The sequence below is a fragment of the Serratia sp. HMSC15F11 genome (genome assembly GCF_001808215.1).
GTDB classification, from domain to species: Bacteria; Pseudomonadota; Gammaproteobacteria; order Enterobacterales; family Enterobacteriaceae; genus Serratia; species Serratia nevei.
In genome coordinates this window covers 1-25,683 of sequence record NZ_KV792497.1, presented here as the reverse complement: position 1 = coordinate 25,683, position 25,683 = coordinate 1, and the positions used below count along the sequence as shown (strand labels likewise).

Sequence of the window (25,683 nt, the reverse complement as noted above, 5' to 3'; positions counted from 1 at the left end):
ACTACAGAACGTGCGCCGATGCGGCCGGTGTGCACATGAAATCCTTTTAAAGCGCCGCGTTCAGGTTATGATGCTTGGGATACTCTTGTGTGGTTGGTCGCTATCGGTGAGAACGCTTATCTTTATTCTGTGCATGGTTGGCTACTTGCTGCTGCTGGGCTACCTTAGCGTGTTCGTCACGGACAAGATCTGTGAGAAGGCGGGCAACTACACCAAAATATGCCGCATCGTAGACATTTCCGAGCCCCATATCCCCAAATAGCGCCGTGTTTACCCCAGGTAGTCAGTGGTAATCAACGGGGTCAGGATGGCCGCCAGCGCCGTGAGCGCTCCCCATTGCCGCCAACCCAGCCGCGCCAGCCAGTCATGCCGCTGCGGGGGCGTGGCCAGCTGCCCGACGGCCACGGCACCGGTAAGCAGCAGCGTCAGAATCAGCAGCACCAGGCCGCGGCTGACCAGCGTGAATTCAACATGCAGTACATTGGCGTAATACAGGCGCATCAGAATAAAATAACTCAGCAAGATCCAGGCGAAAACGACGTTCTTTTTGAGCACCTGCTGCAGCATCAGCGCGAGGAACAGGCTGTGAAACAGCGACAGCAGGGGCGCCTCAAGCGGATGCCGAACGCAGACGTTGTAGACCGCCATGTAAATGTTGAAGACCAGCAGGATATAGATCACGTAAATATACCAGCCGTAGATCACTTTGAGTTTTTTCAGGCTCGGCGGCAGAGAGAGTGCGTCCGGTTTCATTAATGCCTCCTGATGATGCCAGGCAAACGCTGCGGTTGAAGACGGCGCGGCGGCATCGTAATTTAAAATTCACAGGGTATATATCACCCGAGCGCTAAATGACGATTAAACACGGGATCGGCTTTATTTACGCGCTGGCCTGGAACTCTTTTTCTCTCGCGGGGTCGGCTGGCGTGCGAATATTTGGCGGTTTCTGCACCATGGTGAAAGACGCAATATATTGATATGAAAGATTATAAAAACACTTCGGGCACTAAGATTCTGCTGCTGTTCAGCCTGGCGTTTTACACGCTGTTGCCGCCGCTGTTGACGGCGGCCGTGTTCAACCGTTTCAATCTTAACCCCTTCGCGATCGTCAAATTTTTGCACTTCAACCCGTTTTTGGCCGACCGGGGCATACCCGGTTACCAAACTTTCTTCTACTTGTTGATGCTCTGGTTGGGGATGAATATTTTGCTGTGGCTGCTGGTGTGGGGGATGGGGCGGTTGTATCGGTGCTGGCGAGCGCCGCGCGGCTGATATTTTCCCAAAGGGGAAACGTTGCGCAGGGAAATGACTTTACAGTCAATAATGAGACGTATTATCATCTTTTCGCCGGTGAGGGGAAAGGGTTGTCTCCTTCTGTGCCCCCCGAGCCGGCACGACATTGCTCACATTGCTTCCAGTTTTCATGCCAGCCTTGCGCTGGCGTTTTTTTTATCCCACGCCAAAAATCCGCGACGCCGGCGGCCTTCCCTTTTCATTAGCATGGCTGTTTAAAAGCCCAAGCCCGCCGCGAGGTCTGTTGGGGGATTAGAACAGCGAAAACAGCAACACGACCGGCAGGCTCAACGGCCAGGTTAAGCCGATGGTCAATGCGCTGATACAGCGTATTTTAACGGTGTCCCGGCTAACCAGGTAGGTGAAAATCATAGAAACTAACAGACCAATAAAATAACAGTATTGCGTTGCAACCCACAGCGACGACATGAAACCCGATCCCAGTTGTATTTTTACGCGCGAATTCTAGGAGCTTGGCGGGTGATAATCAATGACCAAAGGCCGTTTATTCATACCTTTATCCATAAGAATGCATAATTTATTTCTATAAAGAACGTAGGGTTATTAACGGCTTTTCGGTTATTACAAAAAGAAATCAACAACATAGTTACCGGTAACATTTTGCGTCGGGCAAGCCCTCTGTTTGAGGGGCTGCGCCAGGTCAGAAAAAAGTCGACGAGGGACGCAGAAAGGGGATAAGACTGTTATCCGTAAATATTATTGATGTATCTGTGGGCGGAAAGGTTAAGGCGGGATAGCGTCAGGTTTCGCTTTCGTGGGCACTTTTGGGGCCGGTTTTAGCGCATCGTCCCGATGCGCTGCTTGCCAGCCAGGGAGGGGGATTTATTGCCGCCGCAGGTTTAATGAATGTTAAGACCGTAGACGAACAGCCACGAAAACAGCAGCGCCAGCAGGCATGCCATAAAAACGATGGAGATCATTTCCTTCACAACTTCATTCCTTTTCCCGGTGAGCTAAATTTACTTCTCTTTGTTTTTGCGCGAAATTTTAGATCGGTATGGGTAAAAATCCTAGTTTTAATCCCGATTTTTTGCTTTGCGCGCTGCGTGGATAGGCCATGGCGATGCCGGGAAATCGCGTGCGTTAACCCGTCGTAGCTATTGCCGAACGCCGCGAGCCTGACTGTATAAAATGAGGACTGCGTGACGTCGCCGGTAGCAAGGCGTGCCCCTTAAGGGCTGCAGTTCATCTGTCTATAGCGCTTCCCTATGATGAAGGAGTCGGCAATGAGCACAAAACCCACTATCGTGCTGGTACACGGATTCTGGGGCGGCGCCGCGTACTGGAGTAAGGTCATCCTCGAGTTGTCGCGCAGGGGATATTTGGCTATGCCAGCGGGGGGCATGCTTTGCGGGTTTCCCATGCCGAAGAGGCGGCGGGATTGATGGACGAAGCGGCCGGTTTTGAATAAAGCCAGGGCAGGAAGGTCATCTGGCTAAAAGGTGACGGTCTGCATCTTCGCTGTCTATTACGCCGGGCCAAAGAGCCGGCGTAATAGGCGCTTATTAAGGATAAGGGTTGATATCGCTATCAAGGGTAATAATGAGCATCATCACTAACACCACGAGGGTGGCAATAATGGCGTAGATTTCCGCCTTGCGCATATCGCCTTAACGCCCGTTGACGCCGATCATTTCTATTGCTGCACGATGCAGTCTCTGAAAATAATCATCGGACTGTTTTTCCACCTCCTGGATAAGGCAGGCGAGCAGATTCTGTTTGGTTATCGGCTTGTTGGCGGTCAGCACCAGCAGCACGCTTTTGCCGAGCAGGCAGCATATTTGCTTATGGTATTCATCAACATCTTGCTTGTTGAGGCCATAGAGAGTGTAGTCGATCATAATGTCTAACCTGCTGACAGGTAAATGCCCGCCGTGGCGGGCTGAGAAGCCATGGAAAAATAAAATGAGGCAAATTTCGCTTAGGAAAGGACTTAAGCGATGAGGTAACGATAACTGAATGGGAATATTCCTATCAAGCCGTGCGGGCCTGGAGGCGAAGGTTTAGGAATAACCTCAGAAGAAAGAATGGAAAGTGGCCGTCAGCACCTGAGCACGTATTTGTTAGGGATCTTTGTAAAGGTACTTTTTCCTTTTGCGTTATTTTTTGCCATCCGTGCATCCACTTGGCGCCCCTCATACGTATATCAGTAATGAGCGACACTTCCGCTCCGCTTACGTTGAGGACTTAATCATGAAAACGCTTATCTCCACTATCTTCACCGGCTCATTACTGTTCAGCGCCGCAACCCTGGCCGTTGCCGCTGATTCGGCATCCGTGATGGTTGGGGGGGCTGCGATGTACCCCTCAAAAAACATTGTGCAAAATGCGCTGAATTCAAAAGATCATACCACGCTGGTCGCGGCGGTTAAAGCTGCCGGCTTGGTCGACACCTTGCAAGGCAAAGGACCTTATACGGTCTTTGCGCCAACGAATGCCGCATTCGCCAAATTGCCGGCCGGTACGGTGGATAATCTGCTAAAACCTGAGAACAAAACTCTGTTGACCAGCGTGTTGACCTATCACGTCGTGGCGGGGAACTATGACATGAAAGCGCTGGAGAGAAAAATTGAGCAAGGCGGAGGACGGGCGGAACTCAAAACCGTCAATGGTCAGTCGCTATGGTTTATGAATAACGGCCCGCATAATATTCAGATCAAAGATGCTAAAGGCGACGTCGCCAACATCAGCACCTATGACGTGCGGCAGCAAAACGGTGTAATCGACGTTATTGATACCGTACTAATGCCCAAGTAATGCCTATACTCGAAATGGGCAAAGTTTAACCCCTTTAGGGATGGCATGGATCACTCGTTGAAAGAAAACCAGATAATGTGCTTAAAGGCGATCGCTAATGGCGATCGCCGAGCATTTGAACGCTTGTACAGTTCGACATCGTCATGTTTGTTCGCCATTGCGCTACGCATGTTGCGTAATCGCCAGTGGGCGGAAGAGGTTATGGTCGACGGTTTTCTTACCGTATGGCAGCGTGCCGGGGATTATGATCCGGCCAAGAGCTCGCCTATGACATGGCTTACTCACATTATAAGGAATCGATGCATTGATGGATTGCGCAGCCGGCAGGGACGCCATGCCGAACTGGAAGAAGAATATAGTGACCAAATCCCTCAGTCGGAAAATGAAAATCTGGATGATGAGGGAGAGCAGGCGAAAAAGCTAAATGACTGTTTGAAGCATCTGACTTCTGAACAACGGCAAAGTATTGTTCTGGCATATTATCAAGGGATGTCGCACGCGGATATCGCTGATTGGTTGCAGCAACCGCTGGGTACGGTAAAAAGCTGGGTCCGCAGGGCGCTAGCGCATCTGAAGGATTGCCTGGGCCTATGAACAGACGCAAAAGTGATGACATGTTGGCTGCAGAATATGCGCTTGGCACGCTCAGAGGGTATGCAAGGTTGCATTTTGAGCGCCGTCTGAAATCGGATAGCGTTTTGGCGACCCAGGTTGGAAAATGGCAAAATATGTTGTCGGGGCTGGATATTGGTATAACGCCGATACCTCCCCCCGAAAGCGTTTGGAAAAAAATTGAATTAAATCTGCCTCGATACGCTTCGCCCCGACGGCGCGGACGAAATTATATTGCATGGGGGCTTGCGGCAGGATTAGGCGTATTGAGCCTGAGCTCGTGGTTTTATTGGCGTACGCCTGAGTTGAAACCGTTAGTGGTCCTGAACGGAACACATCAAGGGACGTGGGTTGTGAGTTCAGATGGCCAAAGAAAAATTGTTCGTATAACCCCCTTAGGCCTGGCCGCTATTCCTGACGGGAAAAGTCTTGAACTATGGCTGATTCCCGTTGGCCATAAGCCCGTTTCAATTGGACTTGTGAACGCGAAGAACGTGAGTCAGTTTTATTTGGCAGATGCAAATTTAGTGAAAGGAACAACGATTGCCATTAGCCTGGAGCCATTAGGCGGCTCGCCGAACCAACAGCCGACGGGCCCCGTGTTGTATTCAGGTGAGTTGCCTCTTTGATTGACGCAGGCTGTATCCCGCAGAAATAGCATTTGAGTTCGTTGAGAATAAAAAACGGCCGGGCATATGTTCTCCGGCCGTTTTATGATTACACGGTTTGCTTGCGAAACAGTTCGCGGAATACCGGATAAATATCGTCCGGTTCGCGGATATGCTGCATGGCGAAGTTGTCGAATTTCGCCTGCAGATCCTCATATTCGCGCCACAGCGTTTGATGAGCGCGACGAGTGATTTCTATATAGCTGTAATAACGCACCATCGGCAGGATCTTCTTCGCCAACAGCTCATGACACAGCGGTGAATCGTCGGCCCAGTTGTCACCGTCCGACGCCTGCGCGGCGTAGATATTCCATTGCGCCGGGTCGTAGCGCTCTTCGACGACGTCGTTCATCAGCTTCAGCGCGCTGGAGACGATGGTGCCGCCGGTTTCTTGCGAATAGAAGAACTCCTGTTCGTCCACCTCTTTCGCCTGGGTGTGGTGGCGAATATAGACTACCTCGACGTTTTTGTAGGTACGGCTCAGGAACAGATAAAGCAGAATGTAAAAACGTTTGGCCATGTCTTTGGTCGCCTGATCCATCGAGCCGGATACGTCCATCAGGCAGAACATCACCGCCTGGCTGGAGGGTTCCGGCCGGCGCTCGTAGTTTTTGTAACGCAGATCGAAGGTGTCGATAAACGGCACGCTTTCGATTTTCTTGCGCAGTTCGGCAATCTCTTTGCGCAGCCGTTCTTCTTCCAGCAACTGCACCGGTTCAGTGTTTTCCAGCTGGTTCAACTCGTCTTCCAGTTCGTGCAACGCGCGCCTTTTCCCGGCGGTCATGGCGGTACGCCGCGCCAGCGAGTTTTGCAGCGATCGCACGACGCTGATGTTGGCCGGCACACCGTTGGCGGTATAGCCTGCGCGGTGGGTTTTGAACTCGGTCAACTGCTTGTACTGGTTCTTTTTCAGGTTGGGCAGGGCAAGATCTTCGAACAAAAGATCGAGATACTCGTCTTTGGAAATCTGGAAGACGAACTCATCCTGGCCTTCACCGTCCTGGCTGGCGTTGCCCTGGCCGCCGCCACCGCCTGATCCGCCCTGAGGCCGCTCAACGCGATCGTTCTGCACGAAGTGGTCGTTGCCCGGATGTACCCGATGGCGCGTGCCGCCGCGCCCCTGATGAAACATCGGTTCGTTGATATCGTCAGTGGGGATGGAGACCGATTCCCCGCTGTCTACGTCGGTGACCGAACGCTTGTTGATGGCTTCGGCAATCGACTGTTTGATTTGCGACTTGTAACGACGCAAGAAGCGCTGGCGGTTCACCATGCTCTTGTTTTTGCCGTTCAGCCGTCGGTCAATGAAATAGGCCATACTTCCCCCAAACGACGTTGCCAACTCTTCATGTCCCGGCCGCTGCAGCGCAATGTGCAGCCCCTCCGTGGGCTGCGCTGCAACGTCCATGACTGTGGACATGGCCCTGATAATGCCGCTTACCTGAGGCGTTATGAGGATTTTCTGACCCGCAGATACCATTCACACAGCAGGCGCACCTGCTTACGGGTATAGCCTTTCTCCATCATACGGTCGACGAAGTCGTCGTGTTTTTTCTGCTCGTCCGTCGAGGTTTTGGCGTTGAACGAAATCACCGGCAACAGCTCTTCGGTATTGGAGAACATTTTCTTCTCGATCACGGTGCGCAGCTTCTCGTAGCTGGTCCAGTTCGGGTTACGGCCGTTGTTATTGGCGCGGGCACGCAGCACGAAGTTCACGATTTCGTTACGGAAATCTTTCGGGTTGCTGATTCCGGCCGGCTTTTCAATTTTCTCCAGCTCGGCGTTCAGGGACTCACGATCGAACAGCTGACCGGTATCGGGATCGCGATACTCCTGATCCTGAATCCAGAAGTCCGCGTAGGTCACGTAGCGATCGAAAATGTTCTGTCCGTATTCCGAGTAGGATTCCAGATAGGCGGTCTGGATCTCCTTGCCGATAAACTCGGCGTATTTCGGGATCAGGTAGCCTTTCAGGTGCTCCAGGTATTTCTCGGCCAAATCCTGCGGGAACTGTTCGCGTTCGATTTGCTGTTCCAGCACATAGAACAGGTGCACCGGGTTAGCCGCCACCTCGGCGTGATCGAAGTTAAACACTCGCGAGAGGATTTTAAAGGCGAAACGGGTGGAGAGGCCGTTCATGCCTTCATCAACCCCGGCGTAGTCGCGGTATTCCTGATAGGACTTGGCTTTCGGATCGGTATCCTTGAGGCTTTCGCCGTCGTACACGCGCATTTTCGAATAAATGCTCGAGTTTTCAGGTTCTTTCAGTCGCGACAGCACGCTAAACCGCGCCAGCGTCTCCAGGGTGCCCGGCGCGCAAGGCGCGTGGGTCAGCTCGCTGTGATCCAGCAGCTTGTCGTAAATCTTGATCTCTTCCGACACGCGCAGGCAGTAAGGCACCTTGACGATATATACGCGGTCGAGGAACGCTTCGTTATTCTTGTTGTTGCGGAAGGTCACCCACTCGGACTCGTTGGAGTGCGCCAGAATAATGCCGTTGAACGGCAGGGCGGAGATGCCTTCGGTGCCGTTGTAGTTGCCTTCCTGGGTCGCCGTCAGCAGCGGATGCAGCACCTTGATCGGCGCTTTGAACATCTCGACAAACTCCATAATCCCTTGGTTGGCGCGGCACAGTGCGCCGGAGTAGCCGTAGGCGTCCGGATCGTTCTGCGCGTGGTTCTCCAGTTTACGGATATCCACTTTACCGACCAGCGCCGAGATATCCTGGTTATTCTCATCGCCCGGTTCGGTTTTGGCGATGGCGATCTGTTCCAGAATGGAAGGGCGCACTTTCACGACTTTAAACTTGGTGATGTCGCCGCCGAACTCATGCAGGCGCTTGGCCGCCCACGGCGACATGATGGTGCCGAGATAGCGACTCGGGATATTGAACTCTTTCTCCAGGATCGAGGCATCTTCCTGCGGATTGAACAGGCACAGCGGATGATCGTTGACCGGGCTGCGTTCGCCGTTGGCGCTGAGGGTGTAGATGGGCACGCGCTGCATCAGCGCCTTCAGGCGTTCTGCCAGCGAGGATTTACCGCCGCCCACCGGGCCGAGCAGGTACAGGATCTGTTTCTTCTCTTCCAGGCCCTGCGCGGCGTGTTTCAGGTAAGAGACGATCTGTTCGATGGCCTCTTCCATGCCGTAGAATTCTTCGAAGGCCGGATAGCGTGCGATCACGCGGTTGGAGAACAGGCGCGACAGGCGTGATTCTAGCGCAGTGTCGACCATCACAGGTTCACCGATAGCCATCAGCAGACGTTCGGCCGCGTTGGCATAGGCACTGCGATCTTGCCGGCAAATGGTAAGAAATTCCTGCAGTGTGAACTCTTCGTCCTTGGCAGCTTCGTAGCGCTGGCGATAGTGGTCAAATATGTTCATGATGCCCGTCCTTTCGTTATTAGCACAGGTTAAAGAGAGCGTGTGATAGTGTTCTGGCTCCCGAAAGATGAGAATACGCCTGAGTACAGCAACCCGTATGCCAACTTGGTGCGCTTATTATCGCGAGTTGCGCTGTATGCCACTGGGCCCAGGATAAATTCACCTTCTGATTTAAGCTTAGTTTGCTTGCCGGAAAATTTCCTGCCGTAGAAAAAGCTTTTTTTAAGTCATATCAATGACTCAGTTATTACCGTGCGAGCCAAATGCCTTGTCTGGCGCGGCCTGCGGGATGAAACGTCATCGTTCCGCCATGATTAATTCATAATTCCGCTATAAGTTATTCGATCTTGGTCGTTTTCTATTGTAAAGATTAGGCGCGTAACTAAATTTTCACATAAACTGTTGCAGCTATTAACCCTGTAATTTATGGAAAAAGAACCAGTGAAGATTTCAAAACTCAAAACGCTAGCAATTATCGCTTCCGCAATGGTTTGTGCGCAAAGTGCTCAGGCGGGAACCTGGTCACTCGGCGCTGCCGCGCTGGTTAGCCCGGACGCGTATCGTGGTTATCAGGACCGCGTTTATCCGGTGCCCGTTATTGACTATGAAGGTGACGACTTCTACTTCCGTACTCTGACCGCCGGTTACTACCTGTGGAAGGATCAAGAAAACCAGCTGAGCATCATGGGTTACTACACGCCATGGGGCTACCGTCCGGGCGACAGCGACGACGATCGCATGAAGCGTCTCGACAAGCGCCGCGGCACGCTGATGGCCGGCCTGGCCTACTCGCACAACGCCGAGTGGGGCACTCTCCGCACCACCTTCACCGGCGACACGCTGAACAACAGCAACGGCCTGGTGGGCGATGTGACTTACCTGTACAAGTTTAATCTGGACGCGCTGACGCTGGTCCCGGGCGTGGGCGTGATGTGGAACAGCAAGAACCAGAACAAATATTACTATGGCGTCAGCGCCAATGAATCGCGCCGCAGCGGCCTAGACAGCTACACCCCAGGCGATAGCTGGGCGCCGTATCTCGAACTGAGCGCCAATTACCAGATCAACAAAAGCTGGAACGCCTTCTTCGTCGGCCGCTATGTGAAGTTGTCTGATGAAGTGAAAGATAGCCCGATGGTGGATAAATCCTACACCGGTTTGTTGATGACGGGTGTGAGCTACACCTTCTAATCACGCATTGCACGAACATCGTGCATGGTGGGCATCAAAAAGGGGCGCTAGCGCCCCTTTTTGCACATTTGTGGTGCGCTGCCGCGCACGATTTTTCAAGCCTGCTTACGGCTGCGGAAGGTAACACCTAAACGAGCAGGTTGTTCGCCGGCGGCGACCAGCGGTTTGCTGACGCGCCCAGTCTCAACGCAGACCATGGTTTTGTAGCCGTCGTTCGGCATATCCCCCATGCTGCATGAGAGTTCTACGCCCGGGTTCCAGGCGATAACGTCACTCATATGATGGTGGTGAACCTCGATGGTGCGCGTGAACGCCGGATCGCGGATCAGGCTGAAGGCCTCGGGGCGGGGGTAGACGCGATCGGTTTGGCCGACAAAGGTCACTTCGCCTGTCTGGCGCGCCTCTGCGCCACCCGCTACCTTGTCGATATAAGGCTCACCCAGGCCCGCCACGCTAACCCGGTCGATGTCGCCTACCTGGAAGTAGCTGTGCAGCGCCGCCGTGGCCTGATAGTCACCGTGCGATTCCAGTTCGATCTCGCATTCTTCACCCAGCTTGAAACGGGCAATCAATGTGAAGGCGTGTGGCCACAGTTTGCGGGTCTGCTCATTGTCTTTCAGCGTGAAGGTCAGGATGACGCCGTTGTCATCTTCATCGTGTGCCGTTAGGCTCCAGGGCTGGTTGCGGGCAAAACCGTGAGAAGGTTGCGCTACCGGGCCGAACCACGGCCAGCAGATCGGCACGCCGCCGCGGATGGCCTTGCCTTTGGCGAATGGGGTGTTATTGCTGAGCCAAATCACCGGCTGCTCACCGCTGGGCTGCCAGGCCAGCAAATGGGCGCCTTGCAGCGCGACGGCCGCACGCACTTTAGGGTGCGAGACCACAACCACGCCCAGCTCATCGAGTTGACGCTGGCTGATGTAAGGCGAAATCTGTTCGGAAACGGGCAGGGTGAAAATTTTCTCGTTCATTTCATGACCTATTGTTTGCCGGAGATACAAATAAAAAAGGGCGACAAAAATGTCGCCCTCATTATCAGCTTAACATCATGCCATTACTTGGAGATGTGAGCGATCAGGTCCAGAACCTTGTTGGAATAACCGGTTTCGTTGTCGTACCAAGAAACCAGTTTCACGAAGTTGTCGTTCAGTGCGATGCCGGCTTTGGCATCGAACACGGAAGTCAGCACTTCGCCGTTGAAATCGGTGGAAACCACGTCGTCTTCAACGTAGCCCAGAACGCCTTTCATAGAACCTTCAGCGGCGTCTTTGATGGCTTTCTTGATTTCTTCGTAGGTAGCTGCTTTTTCCAGACGCACGGTCAGGTCAACAACGGATACGTTAGGCGTCGGTACGCGGAACGCCATACCGGTCAGTTTGCCTTTCAGCTCTGGCAGAACCACGCCAACCGCTTTCGCTGCGCCAGTAGAAGAAGGGATGATGTTCTGGGATGCGCCGCGGCCGCCGCGCCAGTCTTTGTGAGACGGGCCATCAACGGTTTTCTGAGTTGCGGTGGTCGCGTGAACGGTGGTCATCAGGCCTTCAACGATACCGAAGTTGTCGTTGATAACTTTAGCCAGTGGTGCCAGGCAGTTGGTGGTGCAAGAGGCGTTGGAAACGATGTCCTGGCCGGCATATTTGTCAAAGTTAGCGCCGCGAACGAACATTGGGGTCGCATCTTTGGATGGGCCAGTCAGAACCACTTTTTTAGCGCCAGCGGTGATGTGTTTACGCGCGGTTTCGTCGGTCAGGAAGATACCGGTCGCTTCAGCAACCACGTCAACACCCACTTCGTTCCACTTCAGGTTAGCCGGGTCTTTCTCTGCGGTAACACGGATGGTTTTGCCGTTAACAACCAGGTGGCCGTCTTTAACTTCTACCGTACCGTTGAAACGGCCGTGAGTAGAGTCATACTTCAGCATGTAGGCCATGTACTCTGCGTCCAACAGGTCGTTGATTGCAACGATCTCGATGTCAGAACGCTCTTGAGCAGCACGGAAAACAATGCGACCGATACGGCCAAAACCGTTGATACCTACTTTGATAGTCATATATTCCACCAGCTATTTGTTAGTGAATAAAAGGTTGGTTGTAAAATTACAAAAACCTTACCCAGCGTCAAGCGGAATCGTGTCAATTCTTGCGGCAAGTCAAACCGGAAGGGTGGTTTTGCACGCTTATTGCACAGTCCATTTGCGCTCGGCCTCATCCGTTATATGGGGACAAGCCGCCAAGTATAAAGTCAGCATACGCAAGATGTGTGATCGCTATCACATATCATCGTGACGTGGCCTTTATGGGCTACAGTTTAGGCCAAAAACCCCTGCAGCGGTGTTAATTTTTTGTTATTATTAATCATTGTTTTCGTTGACATTATCCACATTCAGAGATAAGCACAAATGGCTAAAGAGACAACCCCCGGTCATCCGGTCACGGAACTGAATGAAATCCAACGTTATGTGACACAACAGCGCGGCACCGAAGCGCCGTTCAGCGGCAAATTGCTGCACAACAAGCGCGAGGGCGTGTACCATTGTCTGTGCTGTAACCAGCCGCTGTTCTATTCCGAAACCAAATACGATTCCGGCTGCGGCTGGCCGAGCTTTTATGAGCCGGTTTCCGCCGATGCAATCCGTTATCTTGATGATAATTCACATAATATGCACCGTGTTGAAATCCGCTGCGGCCATTGCGACGCGCACCTGGGGCACGTTTTCCCCGATGGCCCGCAGCCAACCGGCGACCGCTATTGCGTCAACTCCGCCTCGCTGAGTTTCACCGATGGCGAAAATGGCGACCAAACGGCCGGCTAAGTGGTAATTTAACCAACAAAATCGATTCAGCTAATTATTCATCCGTAAGCGAGAAGGGCTCTGATGGACGTGAAAGATCTGATTGAGGCGATGACGCCCGAGATATACCAGCGCCTGGTACAGGCGGTTGAGCTGGGCAAATGGCCGGACGGCGTGGCGCTGACGCCGGAGCAAAAAGAAAACAGCCTGCAGGCGGTGATGCTGTGGCAGTCGATGAACAACGTCGATCCGCAGCACATGAGCATCGGCACCGACGGGCAGATCGTGATGAAGAGCAAGCAAGAGCTGAAGCAGCAGTTCGTCGCCGAGCCGTTGGTGAAACTCAAGCCGCAGTAAGGCTGCCCTAAAACGGGGCGATATCGCCATCGCCCCCTCGGTTTACCGTTTCTCGCCCTTGATTCCCAGCGATTCCGCCAGCTGCTGCGCCAGCCGGTTGTTATCGTCCGCGCCGTATTCCCAGAACATCGCACCGCCCAATCCCTGGCTTTTGATGTACTCGGCCTTGATGGCCACCGAACGCGGGTTCTCGTAGGAGATGGCGAACAGCGGTTTGCCTGCGGCGGATTGCAGCGTCAGGTAAGGTACCTTGGCGTCGTCATCCCAGTGTTCGCGAAAACGATGCTGTGGATCGTTGAGCAATTTGCTGACGATATCGTGGTATTTAAAGTAGGTGTCTTTACCGAGATCCAGCCCCAGCGCGTTGAACAGGGCGGTTTCGCGCGTGCTGAAGTATGGCTGCGTCACCGGATGTTTGGCGGCGTCCGGCTTGTCCCAGTCGATGCCCGCCTCGGTCGCCCGCTTCGGTACCCGGCCGTAGAAACCGATGCCCAGGTTCATCTGTGCCGGTTTCAGTCCGGCAGCCAGATAATTCGTTACCACGAAATCGGCGCTGTAACGGTCGGCGGCCGCCACGGTTGGCCAACGCTTTGAATCGTACAGGTTGGCATTGAAATACTGCGTGCCGTAAGCCATGTCGTAGGTCATCAGATTGATGTAGTCGAGGTAAGGGGCAATGCTTTTTACATCGACCCATTCCTGCGGGCTTTTGACGTTGGCCCCGACGGCGATGGTTAACAACTTGCCTTTACCCAGCGCCTGGTGAAGCTCTTTTAGCAGCAGGGTGAAGTTATCGCGGTCTGCCGGTTGGCTTTCCACCAGCCCCCAGGCGCCGTTCACCGGATATTCCCAGTCCAGATCGATACCATCCAGCTGATACTGGGCGATCACCTGCAGCGCGGAGCGGATGAATATCGCCCGGTTTTCCGCAGTCGCCGCGGCGGCGGAGAAACCCCGTGCGCCCCAGCCGCCGACCGACAGCAGCACTTTCAGCTCGGGGTTCTGCTTGCGCAGCGTCGGTAGCCGTTGCAGATCGGCCATCACCTTCGGCGACAGGTAGATCTGGTGGCGGTGAGCGGGGTCTTTCAGCGCCGCATTGGTTTCGTCTTTCTCGCCGTTGTAGATCAGCCCGAACGAATAGTTGAGGTGGGTGATTTGCGTGACGTCCAGCTTGTCGATGTCGCCACCGGGACCGGCAGTGACGTCGCCGCCGCCGTTGAAGTAGCCGACGGAGAGATAAGCCGCCTGGGCCGTGCCTGCGCCGGCCATAGCCAACTGCACCGCCGCCAGCAAAGGTAGCAGTTTTCGGGTTATTTTCATGTCTGTCTCCTTGGGCCGGCAAGGCCGACCGCACCGCCAGAGGCGGTTACAATAAAGCCGGGCTCAGCGGGCCCCGGATGCGTATAACCGGTTGACGCCAAAAGCGTCGCAGCCATCACAGCAAAAGCGCCTGCCGGTCACAAGCCGTTGGGGAAGAAGAAGGGCGGTATTGTGAGCGGCGTCGATATTTTCGCCGTCGCGCAGAGAGGGCGCCGGTGGCACCCGAGAGGATTTAGCTGGCGAGAAATTGTGACAGGGTAACCAGTTGCGCACCGGCGCGCGCCATGTCCTGCAGCGCCCGCTCGCTGTCGTCCGGCTGCAGATTCACGCCGCGGCAGCCGTCGACGATCACCTGCGTTGGATAGCCGGCAGCCAGCGCATCCAGTACGCTGAACTTGACGCAGTAGTCGGTCGCCAGGCCCATGATTGCCAGCCGCTGGACGCCCTGCGATTGCAGCCAGCCGTGCAGTTCGGTCTGTGCACGGTGGCCGTTATCGAAGAACGCGCTGTAGCTGTCGATGTCCGTCTCCTGCCCTTTGCGAAAAACGGCATTGATATGTTGCCGCTGCAACCGGGGGTGAAAATCGGCACCGTGGCTCCCTTGCACGCAGTGCACCGGCCACCACACCTGCGGCAGGCCCTCCAGCTCGCCGAGGGTGCCGACCTGCGCATGGGAATTCACCGCAAAGCTGCGGTGATTGGCGGGGTGCCAGTCCTGGCTGGCCACGACCGGCTCGCCACGCGCCAAACAGGCAGCGATCGCCTGATTGGCAACCGGGATGACGGCGTCGCCCGCCGTGACCGCCAGCGCGCCGCCGGGGCAAAAATCGTTTTGCAGATCGATCAACAACAGGGCCGTTTTCATCGCCGCTCCAAAGATCAGTAGGTTAACCGTTGATGCTCAGTTCGCCGCGCAGGTCTTGCTGCATCAGGGCGCGGATTTGTTTCGGCGTCAGCGGCTGGCTCAGCAGGTAGTGCAGCTTGGTCAAGGCGGCTTCCACCGTCATGTCGAAACCGCTGATCACCCCGGCGTGCGCCAGCGCGTTACCGGTGGCGTAGCCTTCCATATTGACGCGCCCGGAGATGCACTGCGTCAGGTTGACCACCACGATGCCGCGTTCGGAGGCCGCACGCAACTCGTCGATCAGCTCGGCCTTTTGCGGCGCGTTACCGACGCCGTAGGAGCGCAGGATCAGCGCCTTGACCGGCTGCAGCAGGAAGTTGCGCACCACCGCGCCGGAAATGCCCGGATAGATGGTGACCACGCCGATCGGTTGCGGCGTGATGTCGTGCACCCGCAGCGCGCCGTTGCAAGCCGGGCTGTCGATGCCGTGCTGGCGACGAATGTGAATGCCGGCTTCCAGCAGCGGCGGCAGATTCGGGGAGGCGAAGGCGTCGAAGCCGTCGGCGTGGGCTTTGGTGGTGCGGTTGCCGCGGAACAGCTTGTTGTTGAAGAACAGACTGACTTCGTTCACTGGATGGTTAGCCGCCAGATACAGCGCGTTAAGCAGGTTGGTCTGGCCATCGGAGCGCAGCTCCGCCAGCGGAATCTGCGAACCGGTGACGATCACCGGTTTAGCCAGGTTTTCCAGCATGAAGGAGAGCGCCGATGCGGTGAACGCCATGGTGTCGGTACCGTGCAGGATCACGAAGCCGTCGTAGCGATCGTAGTTCTGTTTGATGTCGTCGGCGATGTGCTGCCAGTCTTCCGGCGTCATGTCCGAAGAGTCGATCAATGGCGCATATTCATGAATGGTGAAATCCGGCATTTCCGGGCGATGGAATTCGGGCATCAGCGCCAGCTGGCGCTGCAGGTGGCCGGAAACCGGGATATAGCCGTGATCGGAACGCTGCATGCCGATGGTGCCGCCGGTGTAGGCGACGTAAATGGATTTCTTTTGCATGGTCATGATTTTAACAAAGATAAGATGGGCTGAATTATAGGGGCATGGCGGCAGAAAAAAAGCCCGGCGATGGCCGGGCTGCAGAATTATTTGTTAGCGGACTTCTCCGCAGGTCAGGCAGATCGCATAACGGTTTTGCGGATCGTTCAGGTTATTGAACAAGCCCGGCTGTTCTTTCACCGCGTTGGCGACCGAGGCCAGCGGGGCGGGCAGCATGGATTGAATCGCCGCCGGCAGCATGGCGTGAATGGAAACGCCGAACTGGCTGAGCACCATATCGCTGAGGCTTGGGGTATCGACGAACCAGTCGAGCTGCCACTGCTGCAGCTTCGCCAGCTCGGCGGCTTTCTTCACCGCGTCGTCGAAATCGCCCAATTGATCGACCAGGCCGTTAACCTTGGCGTCGCTGCCGAGCCAGACGTGGCCTTGCGCGATTTGGTCAACCTGCTGCGGGGTCATCTTGCGCGATTTGGCGACCAAATCGAGGAAGTTCTTATACCCGTTTTCGATGTTCAGCTGCATCATCTGCGAGAACTCTTGCGGCAATGCCTTGGTGACCGCAATGTCGGCCAGCGGCGAGGTTGCCACGCCGTCGGTGTGCACGCCCAGCGTATCCAGGGTCTTCTCGTAGGTGTTGATGATGCCGAAAATGCCGATGGAGCCGGTCAGGGTGCTCGGGCTGGCGATGATGTAGTCGGCCGGCGTCGAAACCCAGTAGCCGCCCGACGCGGCCATGCCGCCCATCGAGACCACCACCGGCTTGCCGGCGGCGCGCACGGCGGCCAGTTCGGAGCGGATCACTTCGGATGCGCTGACGCTGCCGCCCGGGCTGTTGACGCGGAACACCACGGCTTTGATGGCCGGATCCAGGCGCGCCTGGCGCAGCTCGGCGGCGGTGGTATCGCCCCCGACGTTACCCGGCGTCTGCGGGCCGTCCATGATGGCGCCGTTGGCGAACACCACGGCGATCTTACCGCCCTGGTTGGCGTCCGGCTTCGGCTGGTAGTCGTAGATGCTGGTGGCGTTGAAATCGTTCGCCTGTTTATCCCAGCCGAAGGCCTTGACCAGCTGATTTTCGATCGCGGTGCGCGAGGCCAGCTCGTCCACCAGCTTATTGTCCAGCGCATAGCGGGCGGTGTCGCCACCGGCCGCCTGCAGGCCGCTCAGCACGCCGGCGGCGCCTGGGAACAGCTGTTGCGGCGTCAGCTGGCGGTTGGCCGCCACGGTCTCGAGATAGTTTTGCCACAGGCCGCCAATCCAGCGGCTGTCCGCTTCGCGCGCCGCTGGGGACATATCGTCGCGGATCAGCGGCTCGACCGCCGATTTATAGGTGCCGACGCGGAAGATATTGGTAGTGACCTTAAGCATGTCCAACAACGATTTGTAGTAAAGATTGTTGGTGGCGAAACCGTGCAGATCGACCGCGCCCTGAGGCGACAGGTAGATTTTGTTGGCGTAGCTGGCCAGGAAATATTGCGTCTGGTTGTAGCTGTCGCCGATGGCGAAGATCGGCTTGCCGCTGTCGCGGAACTCGCGCAGCGCCTTGCCGATATAACGCAGCGACGGCTGATCGGCACCGGCGAAGTCATTCAGCTGCAACACCATGCCGGTAATGTTTTTGTCGTCTTTGGCCTTACGGATGCTGTCCACCACGTCGAACAGCGAGTTTTCCTGCAGGCGGCTGCTGGAGGCGCCCAACAGCTCGCGGCCCCATTGCCGCACCCGGTTATTTACCGAAGGCTGATCGACCACCACGCCGCTTAAGTCGACCAGCAGCGCGCCGCGCGCCGGGGCCGTCGAGGTGGAGGAACTTTGGAAGGACAGATAGATGCCGACCCCAACCAGGATCAGCAAGACCAGGAACAGGTTAAGGATCAGTTCCCTGATAAAATTCAGCAGACGCCATGTCCACCGGAAAATGCCGGCAATAATTTGCCACAATGTGCGCATGTGCTCTCCAACAAGAGTCGAGAATGTTCCGCTATCCTAATGAGCGGCCGGGTAAATGTCAGCTTTAAATCGTGGCACGCAGACGCTATCGCCGAGGCTGTAACTCGTCGTTTAGCTATGTTAACGTGGCCGGAATGAAAATTGTTATCAGGAGTTTACGATGGATGCTCTGGATCTTTTATTGAATCGCCGCTCGGCTTCGCGCCTGGCGGAACCGGCGCCGACGGGGGAAGTGCGTCAAAATATCATCAATGCGGGCCTGCGTGCGCCCGATCACGGCGCGCTGCAGCCGTGGCGTTTCGTGATGATCGAAAATCAGGGCCTGGAGCGCTTCAGCCAGCTGTTGCAGGCGGCGGCGAAGCAGGATCAACTGGACGAAGCGGCGATCGAAAAGGCCACCAAGGCGCCGTTCCGCGCACCGCTGATCATCACCGTCATCGCCCATTGTACTGAAGAGACCAAGGTGCCGCGTTGGGAGCAGGTGGTTTCCGCCGGTTGCGCGGTGCAGGCGATGCAGATGGCGGCGCTGGCGCAGGGCTTTAACGGCATCTGGCGCACCGGCGCCTGGACCGAGCATGCGCTGGTGCGCGAAGCCTTCGGCTGCCGTGAGCAGGATGAGATCGTCGGCTTCCTCTATCTGGGCACGCCACAGCTGAAGGCCGCCACCAAGGTGACACCGCCGGACAGCACGCCTTTCGTCAGCTATTTCTGAGTTTTCTCCCGCGGGGCGCGGCGAAAATGCGCCAAACCCCGCAAAATCGCATGGTTTTTGAGCAGGCCGTTCGCTTATCGGCGGCCCGCTCTTATCAATCCCCTCGGCAAGCGCTACCCTATGATATCTTGAGTGCCGTTACCGAAGGGAGTGGACTATGACATCGCCAGCGATCCGTTTAACCCAGTACAGCCATGGCGCTGGCTGCGGCTGCAAAATCTCACCGAAAGTTCTCGAAACCATCTTGCACAGCGAGCGGGAAAAGTTTGTCGATCCGCGCCTGCTGGTCGGCAATGAAACCCGTGACGACGCGGCGGTGTACGACATCGGCAACGGCGTCGGCATCATCAGCACCACCGACTTCTTCATGCCGATCGTCGACGATCCGTTCGATTTCGGCCGTATCGCCGCCGCCAACGCCATCAGCGACGTGTACGCCATGGGCGGCAAACCGATCATGGCGATCGCCATTCTCGGCTGGCCGATCGCCAAACTGCCGCCGGAGGTGGCGCAGCAGGTGATCGACGGTGGGCGTTTCGCCTGCCAGCAGGCGGGGATCGCGCTGGCAGGTGGCCATTCAATCGATGCGCCGGAGCCTATTTTCGGCCTGGCAGTCACCGGCGTAGTCAATACCGAACGGGTGAAGAAAAATAGCGCCGCACAGGCCGGGGCGAAACTCTATCTGACCAAACCGCTGGGCATCGGCGTACTGACGACAGCCGAGAAGCAAAGCAAGCTGCGCCCTGAGCATCAGGGCCTGGCGACGGAAGTGATGTGCCGCCTGAACAAGCCGGGCGCCGACTTTGCCGAGGTAGCGGGCGTCACGGCGATGACCGATATCACCGGCTTTGGCCTGCTGGGCCACCTGAGCGAGGTGTGCCAGGGCTCCGGTCTGCAGGCGACGGTCTGGTTCGATCGGGTGCCGAAGCTGCCGGACGTCGAGGCGTATATTGCCGAAGGCTGCGTGCCGGGCGGCACCGGGCGCAACTTCGACAGCTATGGCCATCTGGTGGGCGAGATGAGCGATTTGCAGCGCCAGCTGCTGTGCGATCCGCAAACCTCCGGCGGCTTGCTGTTGGCGGTATTGCCTGAGTCGGAGGCGCAGGTGCTGGCGATTGCCGAGCAGCACGGTATCTCGCTCAACGCTATCGGTGAATTGCATGCCGCACAGACCGGACAGCCGCTGATCGAGGTTGTGTAGTGTCCAACATGCAAGAAAGGCCGGACAGCGACGATTACCCACGCATTTTCCTGCAGGACGTGCCGCTGATTGACGTGCGCGCGCCGATCGAGTTTCAGCAGGGCGCTTTCGCCCAGGCGGTGAATTTACCGCTGATGATCGACAGCGAACGCCAGGCGGTCGGTACCTGCTATAAGCAGCATGGGCAACAAGCGGCGCTCGCGCTCGGCCACCGCCTGGTGAACGGCAAACTGCGCGAACAGCGCACCGCCGCCTGGCTGGCGGCCTGCGCAGAGCGGCCAGCAGGCTATATTTACTGCTTCCGCGGCGGGCTGCGCTCGCAGCTGGTGCAGCAATGGCTGCATGAGGCCGGCGTGGATTATCCGCGTATCACTGGCGGTTATAAGGCACTGCGCAATTATCTGCTCGGTGTACTGACGCAAAGCGCGGCATTGCCGATGGCCCTGGTGGGTGGCAATACCGGCAGCGGCAAGACGCTGCTGGTCAACGAGCTGGCCGACGGCGTCGATCTGGAAGGCGCGGCGCGCCATCGCGGTTCATCTTTTGGCCGAACGCTGGCGGGACAGAGCTCGCAGATAGATTTTGAGAATCGTCTGGCTGTGTTATTGCTGAAAAAACAGCATGGTGGCAGCCGCCGTTGGGTGCTGGAAGACGAAGGGCGGATCATCGGCAGCAACAATCTGCCGTTGCCGTTGTTCAACGGCATGCAGCAGGCACCGGTGGCGGTGATCGACGATCCGTTCGACATTCGCCTGGCGCGCCTGCAGGCGGAATATATCGACGGTATGCGCGAACAGTTCGAACAGGCCTATGGCGTGGAAGAAGGCTGGCGGCAGTACGACGACTATTTGCATCACGGCCTGTTCGCCATCCGCCGCCGTTTGGGCCTGGAGCGCTTCCAGCAGCTGACGCAGCGGTTGGGGGCAGCGCTGCGGGCTCAGCGCCTCAGCGGCCAGGGCGACGCGCACCGCGAATGGTTGGCGCCTCTGTTGCAGCAGTACTACGATCCGATGTATTGCTATCAGTTGGAAAAGAAAGCCCAGCGGATCGTCTTCCGTGGGAACTATGCAGAAGTAAGAGAATTCTTGATGACGTTCAGCCAGAAAAACGGTGATTAATGCGACTGTTCATAGCCGAGAAACCGAGTTTGGCGCGCGCCATTGCCGACGTCTTGCCCAAGCCGCATCGCCGCGGCGACGGCTATATCGCCTGTGGCAACAACGACGTGGTGACCTGGTGCGTCGGCCACCTGCTGGAGCAGGCTCAGCCTGACGCCTATGACAGCCGCTATGCGCGCTGGTCGTTGGCGGATCTGCCGATCATCCCCGAAAAATGGCGCTTGCAGCCGCGGCCTTCGGTCAGCAAACAGCTCAACGCGATTAAAAAGCTGCTGCTCGAAGCCGATGAAGTGGTTCACGCCGGTGACCCGGATCGCGAAGGGCAACTGCTGGTGGATGAGGTGCTGGACTACCTGGATTTGACGGCGGAGAAACGCCAGAACGTGCGCCGCTGTCTGATCAACGATCTCAACCCGCAGGCGGTGGCGCGTGCGGTCGAGCGCCTGCGTGACAATCGGGACTTTATCCCGCTGTGCGTGTCCGCGCTGGCGCGTTCGCGCGCCGACTGGCTGTACGGCATCAATATGACCCGCGCCTATACGCTGTTGGGCCGCAACGCCGGTTACGACGGCGTGCTGTCGGTGGGCAGGGTGCAGACGCCGGTGCTCGGATTGGTGGTGCGCCGCGACGAAGAGATCGAAAACTTCGTGCCAAAAGACTTCTTTGAGGTCAAGGCGCACATCGTCACACCGAAAGAAGAACGCTTTGTGGCGCTGTGGCAACCCAGCGACTCTTGCGAACCTTATCAGGATGAAGAAGGGCGTTTGCTGCACCGGCCGTTGGCGGAACACGTGGTCAAGCGCATCGAGGGCCAGCCGGCCCTGGTCACGGCCTATAATGATAAACGGGAATCAGATACCGCACCGCTGCCGTTCTCGCTTTCCACGCTGCAAATCGAGGCGGCCCGGCGCTACAACCTCAGCGCGCAACAGGTGCTGGACGTTTGCCAGCGGCTGTACGAAACCCACAAATTGATCACCTATCCGCGTTCCGATTGCCGCTATCTGCCGGAAGAACATTTTGCCGGCCGCCACGCGGTGCTGAACGCCATCAGCGTGCACCAACCCGAGCTGTATCCGCAGCCGGTGATCGACAGCGATCGCCGCAACCGCTGCTGGGACGATAAAAAGGTCGATGCGCACCATGCCATCATTCCCACCGCCCGCGCCGGCAAGATCAATTTGACGCAGGATGAACGGAACGTGTATGGGCTGGTAGCGCGTCAGTATCTGATGCAGTTTTGTCCGGATGCGGTGTTCCGCAAATGCGTGATCGAGCTGGATATCGCCGGCGGCAAATTCATCGCCAAGGCGCGTTTTCTGGCGGAGGCCGGCTGGCGCACGCTGCTGGGCAGCAAGGAGCGCGACGAGGAAAACGAAGGTGCACCGCTGCCGGTGGTGGCCAAGGACGATGAGCTGCTGTGCGAGCGCGGTGAAGTGGTGGAGCGCCAGACGCAGCCGCCGCGGCCGTTTACCGACGCTAGCCTGCTGTCGGCTATGACCGGCATCGCGCGATTCGTACAAGATAAAGCGTTAAAGAAAATCCTGCGGGCGACCGATGGTTTAGGAACGGAAGCGACGCGAGCGGGGATCATCGAATTGCTGTTCAAGCGGGCGTTTCTGTACAAGAAGGGACGCTATATTCACTCCAGCGAAACCGGGCGCGCGTTGATTCACTCGCTGCCGGATCTTGCTGCGCGCCCTGATATGACGGCCAACTGGGAGGCCACGCTGACGCAAATCAGCGAGAAATCCTGTCGCTATCAGGACTTTATGCAGCCGTTGGTCGGCACGCTGCAAGAGCTGATTTATCAGGCTAAGCAGAGCCGGGCGAGCATGGCGTTTCGTGGATTGCCGCCGCCGCCCTCCAGCGGAGGCAAAAAACGCAGGAAAAGCGCCGGCAAGGCGCAGGAGAAGAGTGAATGAAGCGTGGACTCAGTAGGGTATTGGCTGCCGCGGCCCTGATGTTTTCCGGCCTAGCGGTCGCCAATCGCGGCGATGTGGACGTGGTGTTACCGGTTTCGCCGGAGATTTGGGGCACGGCCAAAAGCGGCGTCAACCCACCGCCGGCACAGCCCTGCAACCGCTGTTGCGTCTACCAGAATCAAAACTATTCCGAGGGCGCGGTGCTTAAAGTGGAAGGGGAAGTGCTGCAGTGCGTGCGTGAGCCTAACACCATCGGCACCAACCCTTTGATTTGGGTGCGATTGAAGAAGTGACAATGTAACCTGTCGCCGCGCTCAGCGTGCACCGCTTTGCGCGGCGATATAGTCCGCCAGCAGTGGAACGTCGGCGGGCGCCAGGGCGTATTCCTGCGCCTGCTGCGGCGTAACCCAGACCAACGCCGAGTGGCAGCGCTGTTGCAGTTCACCGGAGAACTCCGTGACTTGCCAGGCGTGCAGGCGGATGATGCGTTCGCCTTGCTGCCACTGATTGCTACCCACATAGTCGCCGATACGGGCGCAAATCCCCAATTCTTCATCCAGCTCGCGCGCCAGCGCTTCTGGCTGGCTTTCGCCCGTTTCAACCTTGCCGCCGGGAAACTCCCACTGACCGGCCTGATCGCTGCCTGTGCCGCGCTGGGCCAGTAAAATTTGACCGTTCTGTTCCAGAATAGCGGCTACCACGTCGATAATTTTCATTGGCTTCACAGAGTAAAACCCCGGCGAGCGCCGGGGTGATGGGGTTACAGCGTAAATTCCGCCCAGACCGGCGCATGGTCGGAAGGTTTTTCCATGCTGCGGGTTTGGTAATCGATGCCGGTGGCGATGCAGCGCGAAGCCAGCGGGGTGCTGGCCAGCAGCAGATCGATACGCAGGCCGCGGTTGTCGTCGAACCCTTTGGAACGGTAGTCGAACCACGAGAATTCGTCGTTGCGCCCCGGGTTGGCGTGGCGATAGGTGTCTACCAGGCCCCAGTTCAGCAGGCGGTCCATCCATTCGCGCTCTTCCGGCAGGAAGGAACACTTCCCGGTGCGCAGCCAGCGTTTACGGCTGTCTTCGCCGATGCCAATGTCATAATCGCTCGGGCTGATGTTCATGTCACCCATGATCAACACCGGGGATTCCGCCGACAGCTGCTGCTCCAGGTAGTTTTGCAAATCCTGATAAAAGCGTGTTTTAGCCGGGAATTTGATCGGGTGGTCGCGGCTTTCACCTTGCGGGAAGTAGCCGTTGATCACCGTCAGTGTGCCCTGCGGCGTCGCCAGATCGGCCATGATGATGCGACGCTGCGCATCTTCTTCATCGGTCGGGAAACCGCGGCGCACGGCCAGAGGCTCCGCTTTGGTCAGCAGCGCTACGCCGTAATGGCCTTTTTGCCCGTGATAGAACACGTGATACCCGTGCTGGCTGACTTCTTCCAGCGGGAACATGTCGTCGTGAACTTTCGTTTCTTGCAGGCCGATCACGTCGGGCTGGTGCTGTTCGATAATTGCTGCCAGCTGATGCGGACGCGCGCGCAGTCCATTGATATTAAAAGAGACAAACTTCATGAGCGGTGCCGTTTTCACGAGAAAAATGTGCTGTGATAGTAGCAGAGTTTGGCGGGAAATGTAACGCAGACAGCGGCAGGACCGCTGGCTGCGCAGCGGGTTTATTTCGCCCAGCGGTCGTAATTTTTGGGTTGATAATCGTCAAACTGTTGCAGCAGTGTTTGCGCCGATTCACTGATGTGCAGGGTGCCGAGATAGTCGTGGCGCATAAAGCCCTGATCGGCGACGTGTTCGAGGAATTGGCTCAGCGGGCGGTAGAAGCCGTTAACGTTCAGCAGGCCGACCGGCTTGTTGTGATAGCCGATTTGCCCCCAGGTCCAGATTTCAAACAGCTCTTCCAGCGTGCCGATGCCGCCGGGCAGGGCGATAAAACCGTCCGCCAGCGCGGCCATACGGGCTTTGCGCGTATGCATATCAGGCACCACTTCCAGTTCGGTCAGGCCGCGATGCGCGGTTTCCGCTTCAACCAGGCGCTCGGGGATAATGCCGACAGCTTCACCGCCCGCCGCCAACACGGCATCTGCCACGATCCCCATCAATCCTTTCTTGCCGCCGCCATAGATTAAACGGCGCCCCTGTGCGGCCAGCAGCTGTCCCAGTTGACGAGCCTGCTCGGCATAAGCGGGATTGACGCCTTCGCTGGCGCCACAAAAAACGCAAATATTGTTTCGCATCCACCTGTTCCTTACTGCACTAAAGAAGCCAGTGGTATAGCGAATTGTCGGCCGGAGTTCAAGTTACGGCTGGGAGTGAGGAAATAAAACATCGAGGTGAAAGCGGGGAATAAGGGGAGATAAATTGAGTTTTATTGATACGAGAGCATTGGGTGCGATGTGCTTTAAGTTTGTTTGGGATTTTCTATAAAGAGATGCTGGTGGGAGAAGGATGATTCGTCGCTGTGCGACTCACCCT

The 25,683-nt window shown here is 56.7% G+C and carries 27 protein-coding genes; 13 read left to right on the top strand and 14 right to left on the bottom strand.

Translation table 11 applies throughout. The features are described 5' to 3' along the window. Positions 1 to 106: 106 nt before the first annotated feature. Positions 107 to 262 (top strand): hypothetical protein, encoded by a 156-nt coding sequence (locus HMPREF3138_RS19800; protein WP_223294931.1) that lies wholly within the window; start codon positions 107 to 109, stop codon positions 260 to 262. A gap of 8 nt (positions 263 to 270) precedes the next feature. Here HMPREF3138_RS19800 and HMPREF3138_RS19795 read toward each other — a convergent pair whose 3' ends face one another. Continuing rightward, complete coding sequence (locus HMPREF3138_RS19795) at positions 271 to 753, bottom strand: hypothetical protein (RefSeq protein WP_038877190.1); 483 nt, start codon at positions 751 to 753, stop codon at positions 271 to 273. A 225-nt stretch (positions 754 to 978) separates the two neighbouring features. Between HMPREF3138_RS19795 and HMPREF3138_RS19790 the strand changes: the two genes are divergently transcribed. Beyond that, positions 979 to 1,272: a hypothetical protein gene (locus HMPREF3138_RS19790; protein ID WP_038877192.1), complete on the top strand. Its 294-nt coding sequence runs from the start codon at positions 979 to 981 to the stop codon at positions 1,270 to 1,272. 273 nt (positions 1,273 to 1,545) lie between these two features. Here HMPREF3138_RS19790 and HMPREF3138_RS25810 read toward each other — a convergent pair whose 3' ends face one another. Together HMPREF3138_RS25810 and HMPREF3138_RS19785 are read right to left on the bottom strand one after the other, a co-directional pair. Then, entirely contained in the window at positions 1,546 to 1,722 is a 177-nt protein-coding gene (locus HMPREF3138_RS25810; protein ID WP_033634815.1) for a GhoT/OrtT family toxin, read from the bottom strand. Positions 1,723 to 2,924: 1,202 nt separating this feature from the next. Next, positions 2,925 to 3,155 carry a hypothetical protein gene (locus HMPREF3138_RS19785; RefSeq protein WP_038877195.1) on the bottom strand — a complete coding sequence of 77 codons (231 nt, stop codon included), beginning with the start codon at positions 3,153 to 3,155 and terminating at the stop codon, positions 2,925 to 2,927. Positions 3,156 to 3,507: 352 nt separating this feature from the next. On the opposite strand from HMPREF3138_RS19785, the gene HMPREF3138_RS19780 reads away from it, so the two are divergent. From HMPREF3138_RS19780 to HMPREF3138_RS25805, 3 genes are read left to right on the top strand one after another with little or no spacing between them, the layout of a single operon-like run. Further along, complete coding sequence (locus HMPREF3138_RS19780; protein ID WP_038877198.1) at positions 3,508 to 4,071, top strand: fasciclin domain-containing protein; 564 nt, start codon at positions 3,508 to 3,510, stop codon at positions 4,069 to 4,071. Between the two features lie 45 nt (positions 4,072 to 4,116). Next, positions 4,117 to 4,665 carry an RNA polymerase sigma factor gene (locus tag HMPREF3138_RS19775; RefSeq protein ID WP_038877201.1) on the top strand — a complete coding sequence of 183 codons (549 nt, stop codon included), beginning with the start codon at positions 4,117 to 4,119 and terminating at the stop codon, positions 4,663 to 4,665. Beyond that, entirely contained in the window at positions 4,662 to 5,312 is a 651-nt protein-coding gene (locus HMPREF3138_RS25805; RefSeq protein ID WP_071605359.1) for an anti-sigma factor, read from the top strand. The genes HMPREF3138_RS19775 and HMPREF3138_RS25805 overlap by 4 nt, the downstream gene beginning before the upstream one ends. A gap of 88 nt (positions 5,313 to 5,400) precedes the next feature. Here HMPREF3138_RS25805 and HMPREF3138_RS19770 read toward each other — a convergent pair whose 3' ends face one another. Further along, positions 5,401 to 6,669: a YeaH/YhbH family protein gene (locus HMPREF3138_RS19770; RefSeq protein WP_038877203.1), complete on the bottom strand. Its 1,269-nt coding sequence runs from the start codon at positions 6,667 to 6,669 to the stop codon at positions 5,401 to 5,403. A gap of 131 nt (positions 6,670 to 6,800) precedes the next feature. Continuing rightward, positions 6,801 to 8,735, bottom strand: a complete 1,935-nt coding sequence (gene yeaG, locus HMPREF3138_RS19765) for a protein kinase YeaG (RefSeq protein ID WP_004932230.1) — start codon at positions 8,733 to 8,735, stop codon at positions 6,801 to 6,803. A gap of 426 nt (positions 8,736 to 9,161) precedes the next feature. On the opposite strand from yeaG, the gene HMPREF3138_RS19760 reads away from it, so the two are divergent. Continuing rightward, entirely contained in the window at positions 9,162 to 9,926 is a 765-nt protein-coding gene (locus HMPREF3138_RS19760; RefSeq protein WP_038877206.1) for a MipA/OmpV family protein, read from the top strand. Positions 9,927 to 10,021: 95 nt separating this feature from the next. Here the strand turns inward: HMPREF3138_RS19760 and HMPREF3138_RS19755 are convergent, their stop codons facing one another. Further along, complete coding sequence (locus HMPREF3138_RS19755) at positions 10,022 to 10,897, bottom strand: D-hexose-6-phosphate mutarotase (RefSeq protein WP_070559255.1); 876 nt, start codon at positions 10,895 to 10,897, stop codon at positions 10,022 to 10,024. 83 nt (positions 10,898 to 10,980) lie between these two features. Then, complete coding sequence (gene gapA, locus HMPREF3138_RS19750) at positions 10,981 to 11,976, bottom strand: glyceraldehyde-3-phosphate dehydrogenase (RefSeq protein WP_004932222.1); 996 nt, start codon at positions 11,974 to 11,976, stop codon at positions 10,981 to 10,983. 348 nt (positions 11,977 to 12,324) lie between these two features. On the opposite strand from gapA, the gene msrB reads away from it, so the two are divergent. Next, a complete protein-coding gene (gene msrB / locus HMPREF3138_RS19745; protein WP_004932219.1) occupies positions 12,325 to 12,738 on the top strand; it encodes a peptide-methionine (R)-S-oxide reductase MsrB in 414 nt (137 codons plus the stop codon). A 63-nt stretch (positions 12,739 to 12,801) separates the two neighbouring features. Beyond that, positions 12,802 to 13,074, top strand: a complete 273-nt coding sequence (locus tag HMPREF3138_RS19740; RefSeq protein ID WP_038877212.1) for a YeaC family protein — start codon at positions 12,802 to 12,804, stop codon at positions 13,072 to 13,074. A 42-nt stretch (positions 13,075 to 13,116) separates the two neighbouring features. Here the strand turns inward: HMPREF3138_RS19740 and HMPREF3138_RS19735 are convergent, their stop codons facing one another. The 4 genes from HMPREF3138_RS19735 to sppA form a co-directional block, all read right to left on the bottom strand. Next, entirely contained in the window at positions 13,117 to 14,394 is a 1,278-nt protein-coding gene (locus HMPREF3138_RS19735; protein ID WP_038877214.1) for a chitinase ChiD, read from the bottom strand. Positions 14,395 to 14,626: 232 nt separating this feature from the next. Further along, positions 14,627 to 15,259, bottom strand: coding sequence for a bifunctional nicotinamidase/pyrazinamidase (gene pncA / locus HMPREF3138_RS19730; RefSeq protein WP_038877216.1), 633 nt, complete (start codon positions 15,257 to 15,259; stop codon positions 14,627 to 14,629). A gap of 22 nt (positions 15,260 to 15,281) precedes the next feature. Beyond that, positions 15,282 to 16,298, bottom strand: coding sequence for an asparaginase (ansA, locus tag HMPREF3138_RS19725; protein WP_038877354.1), 1,017 nt, complete (start codon positions 16,296 to 16,298; stop codon positions 15,282 to 15,284). Positions 16,299 to 16,391: 93 nt separating this feature from the next. Further along, positions 16,392 to 18,248, bottom strand: a complete 1,857-nt coding sequence (gene sppA / locus HMPREF3138_RS19720) for a signal peptide peptidase SppA (protein WP_038877219.1) — start codon at positions 18,246 to 18,248, stop codon at positions 16,392 to 16,394. 160 nt (positions 18,249 to 18,408) lie between these two features. Here sppA and HMPREF3138_RS19715 point away from each other — a divergent pair, with 160 nt between their 5' ends. From HMPREF3138_RS19715 to HMPREF3138_RS19695, 5 genes are all read left to right on the top strand, one after another. Then, a complete protein-coding gene (locus HMPREF3138_RS19715) occupies positions 18,409 to 18,960 on the top strand; it encodes an NAD(P)H nitroreductase (protein ID WP_038877221.1) in 552 nt (183 codons plus the stop codon). Between the two features lie 157 nt (positions 18,961 to 19,117). Further along, on the top strand, positions 19,118 to 20,161 hold the full coding sequence (gene selD / locus HMPREF3138_RS19710; protein ID WP_038877223.1) for a selenide, water dikinase SelD: 1,044 nt from the start codon (positions 19,118 to 19,120) through the stop codon (positions 20,159 to 20,161). Further along, positions 20,161 to 21,279, top strand: a complete 1,119-nt coding sequence (gene mnmH / locus HMPREF3138_RS19705) for a tRNA 2-selenouridine(34) synthase MnmH (protein ID WP_080213375.1) — start codon at positions 20,161 to 20,163, stop codon at positions 21,277 to 21,279. Before selD ends, mnmH begins: the two co-directional genes overlap by 1 nt. Then, entirely contained in the window at positions 21,279 to 23,204 is a 1,926-nt protein-coding gene (locus HMPREF3138_RS19700) for a DNA topoisomerase III (RefSeq protein WP_038877225.1), read from the top strand. Before mnmH ends, HMPREF3138_RS19700 begins: the two co-directional genes overlap by 1 nt. Then, a complete protein-coding gene (locus tag HMPREF3138_RS19695; RefSeq protein WP_038877227.1) occupies positions 23,201 to 23,497 on the top strand; it encodes a YnjH family protein in 297 nt (98 codons plus the stop codon). The genes HMPREF3138_RS19700 and HMPREF3138_RS19695 overlap by 4 nt, the downstream gene beginning before the upstream one ends. Positions 23,498 to 23,518: 21 nt before the next feature. On the opposite strand, the gene HMPREF3138_RS19690 is transcribed toward HMPREF3138_RS19695, so the two are convergent. The 3 genes from HMPREF3138_RS19690 to HMPREF3138_RS19680 all read right to left on the bottom strand — a co-directional run bounded on the left by HMPREF3138_RS19690 (position 23,519) and on the right by HMPREF3138_RS19680 (position 25,445). After that, on the bottom strand, positions 23,519 to 23,920 hold the full coding sequence (locus HMPREF3138_RS19690) for a pyrimidine (deoxy)nucleoside triphosphate diphosphatase (protein WP_038877229.1): 402 nt from the start codon (positions 23,918 to 23,920) through the stop codon (positions 23,519 to 23,521). Between the two features lie 44 nt (positions 23,921 to 23,964). Beyond that, positions 23,965 to 24,771: an exodeoxyribonuclease III gene (gene xthA, locus HMPREF3138_RS19685; RefSeq protein ID WP_038877231.1), complete on the bottom strand. Its 807-nt coding sequence runs from the start codon at positions 24,769 to 24,771 to the stop codon at positions 23,965 to 23,967. 101 nt (positions 24,772 to 24,872) lie between these two features. Beyond that, the gene (locus HMPREF3138_RS19680) at positions 24,873 to 25,445 is read right to left on the bottom strand and encodes an LOG family protein (protein ID WP_033647601.1); all 573 of its coding nucleotides are present in this window, start codon (positions 25,443 to 25,445) and stop codon (positions 24,873 to 24,875) included. Positions 25,446 to 25,683: the final 238 nt, after the last annotated feature.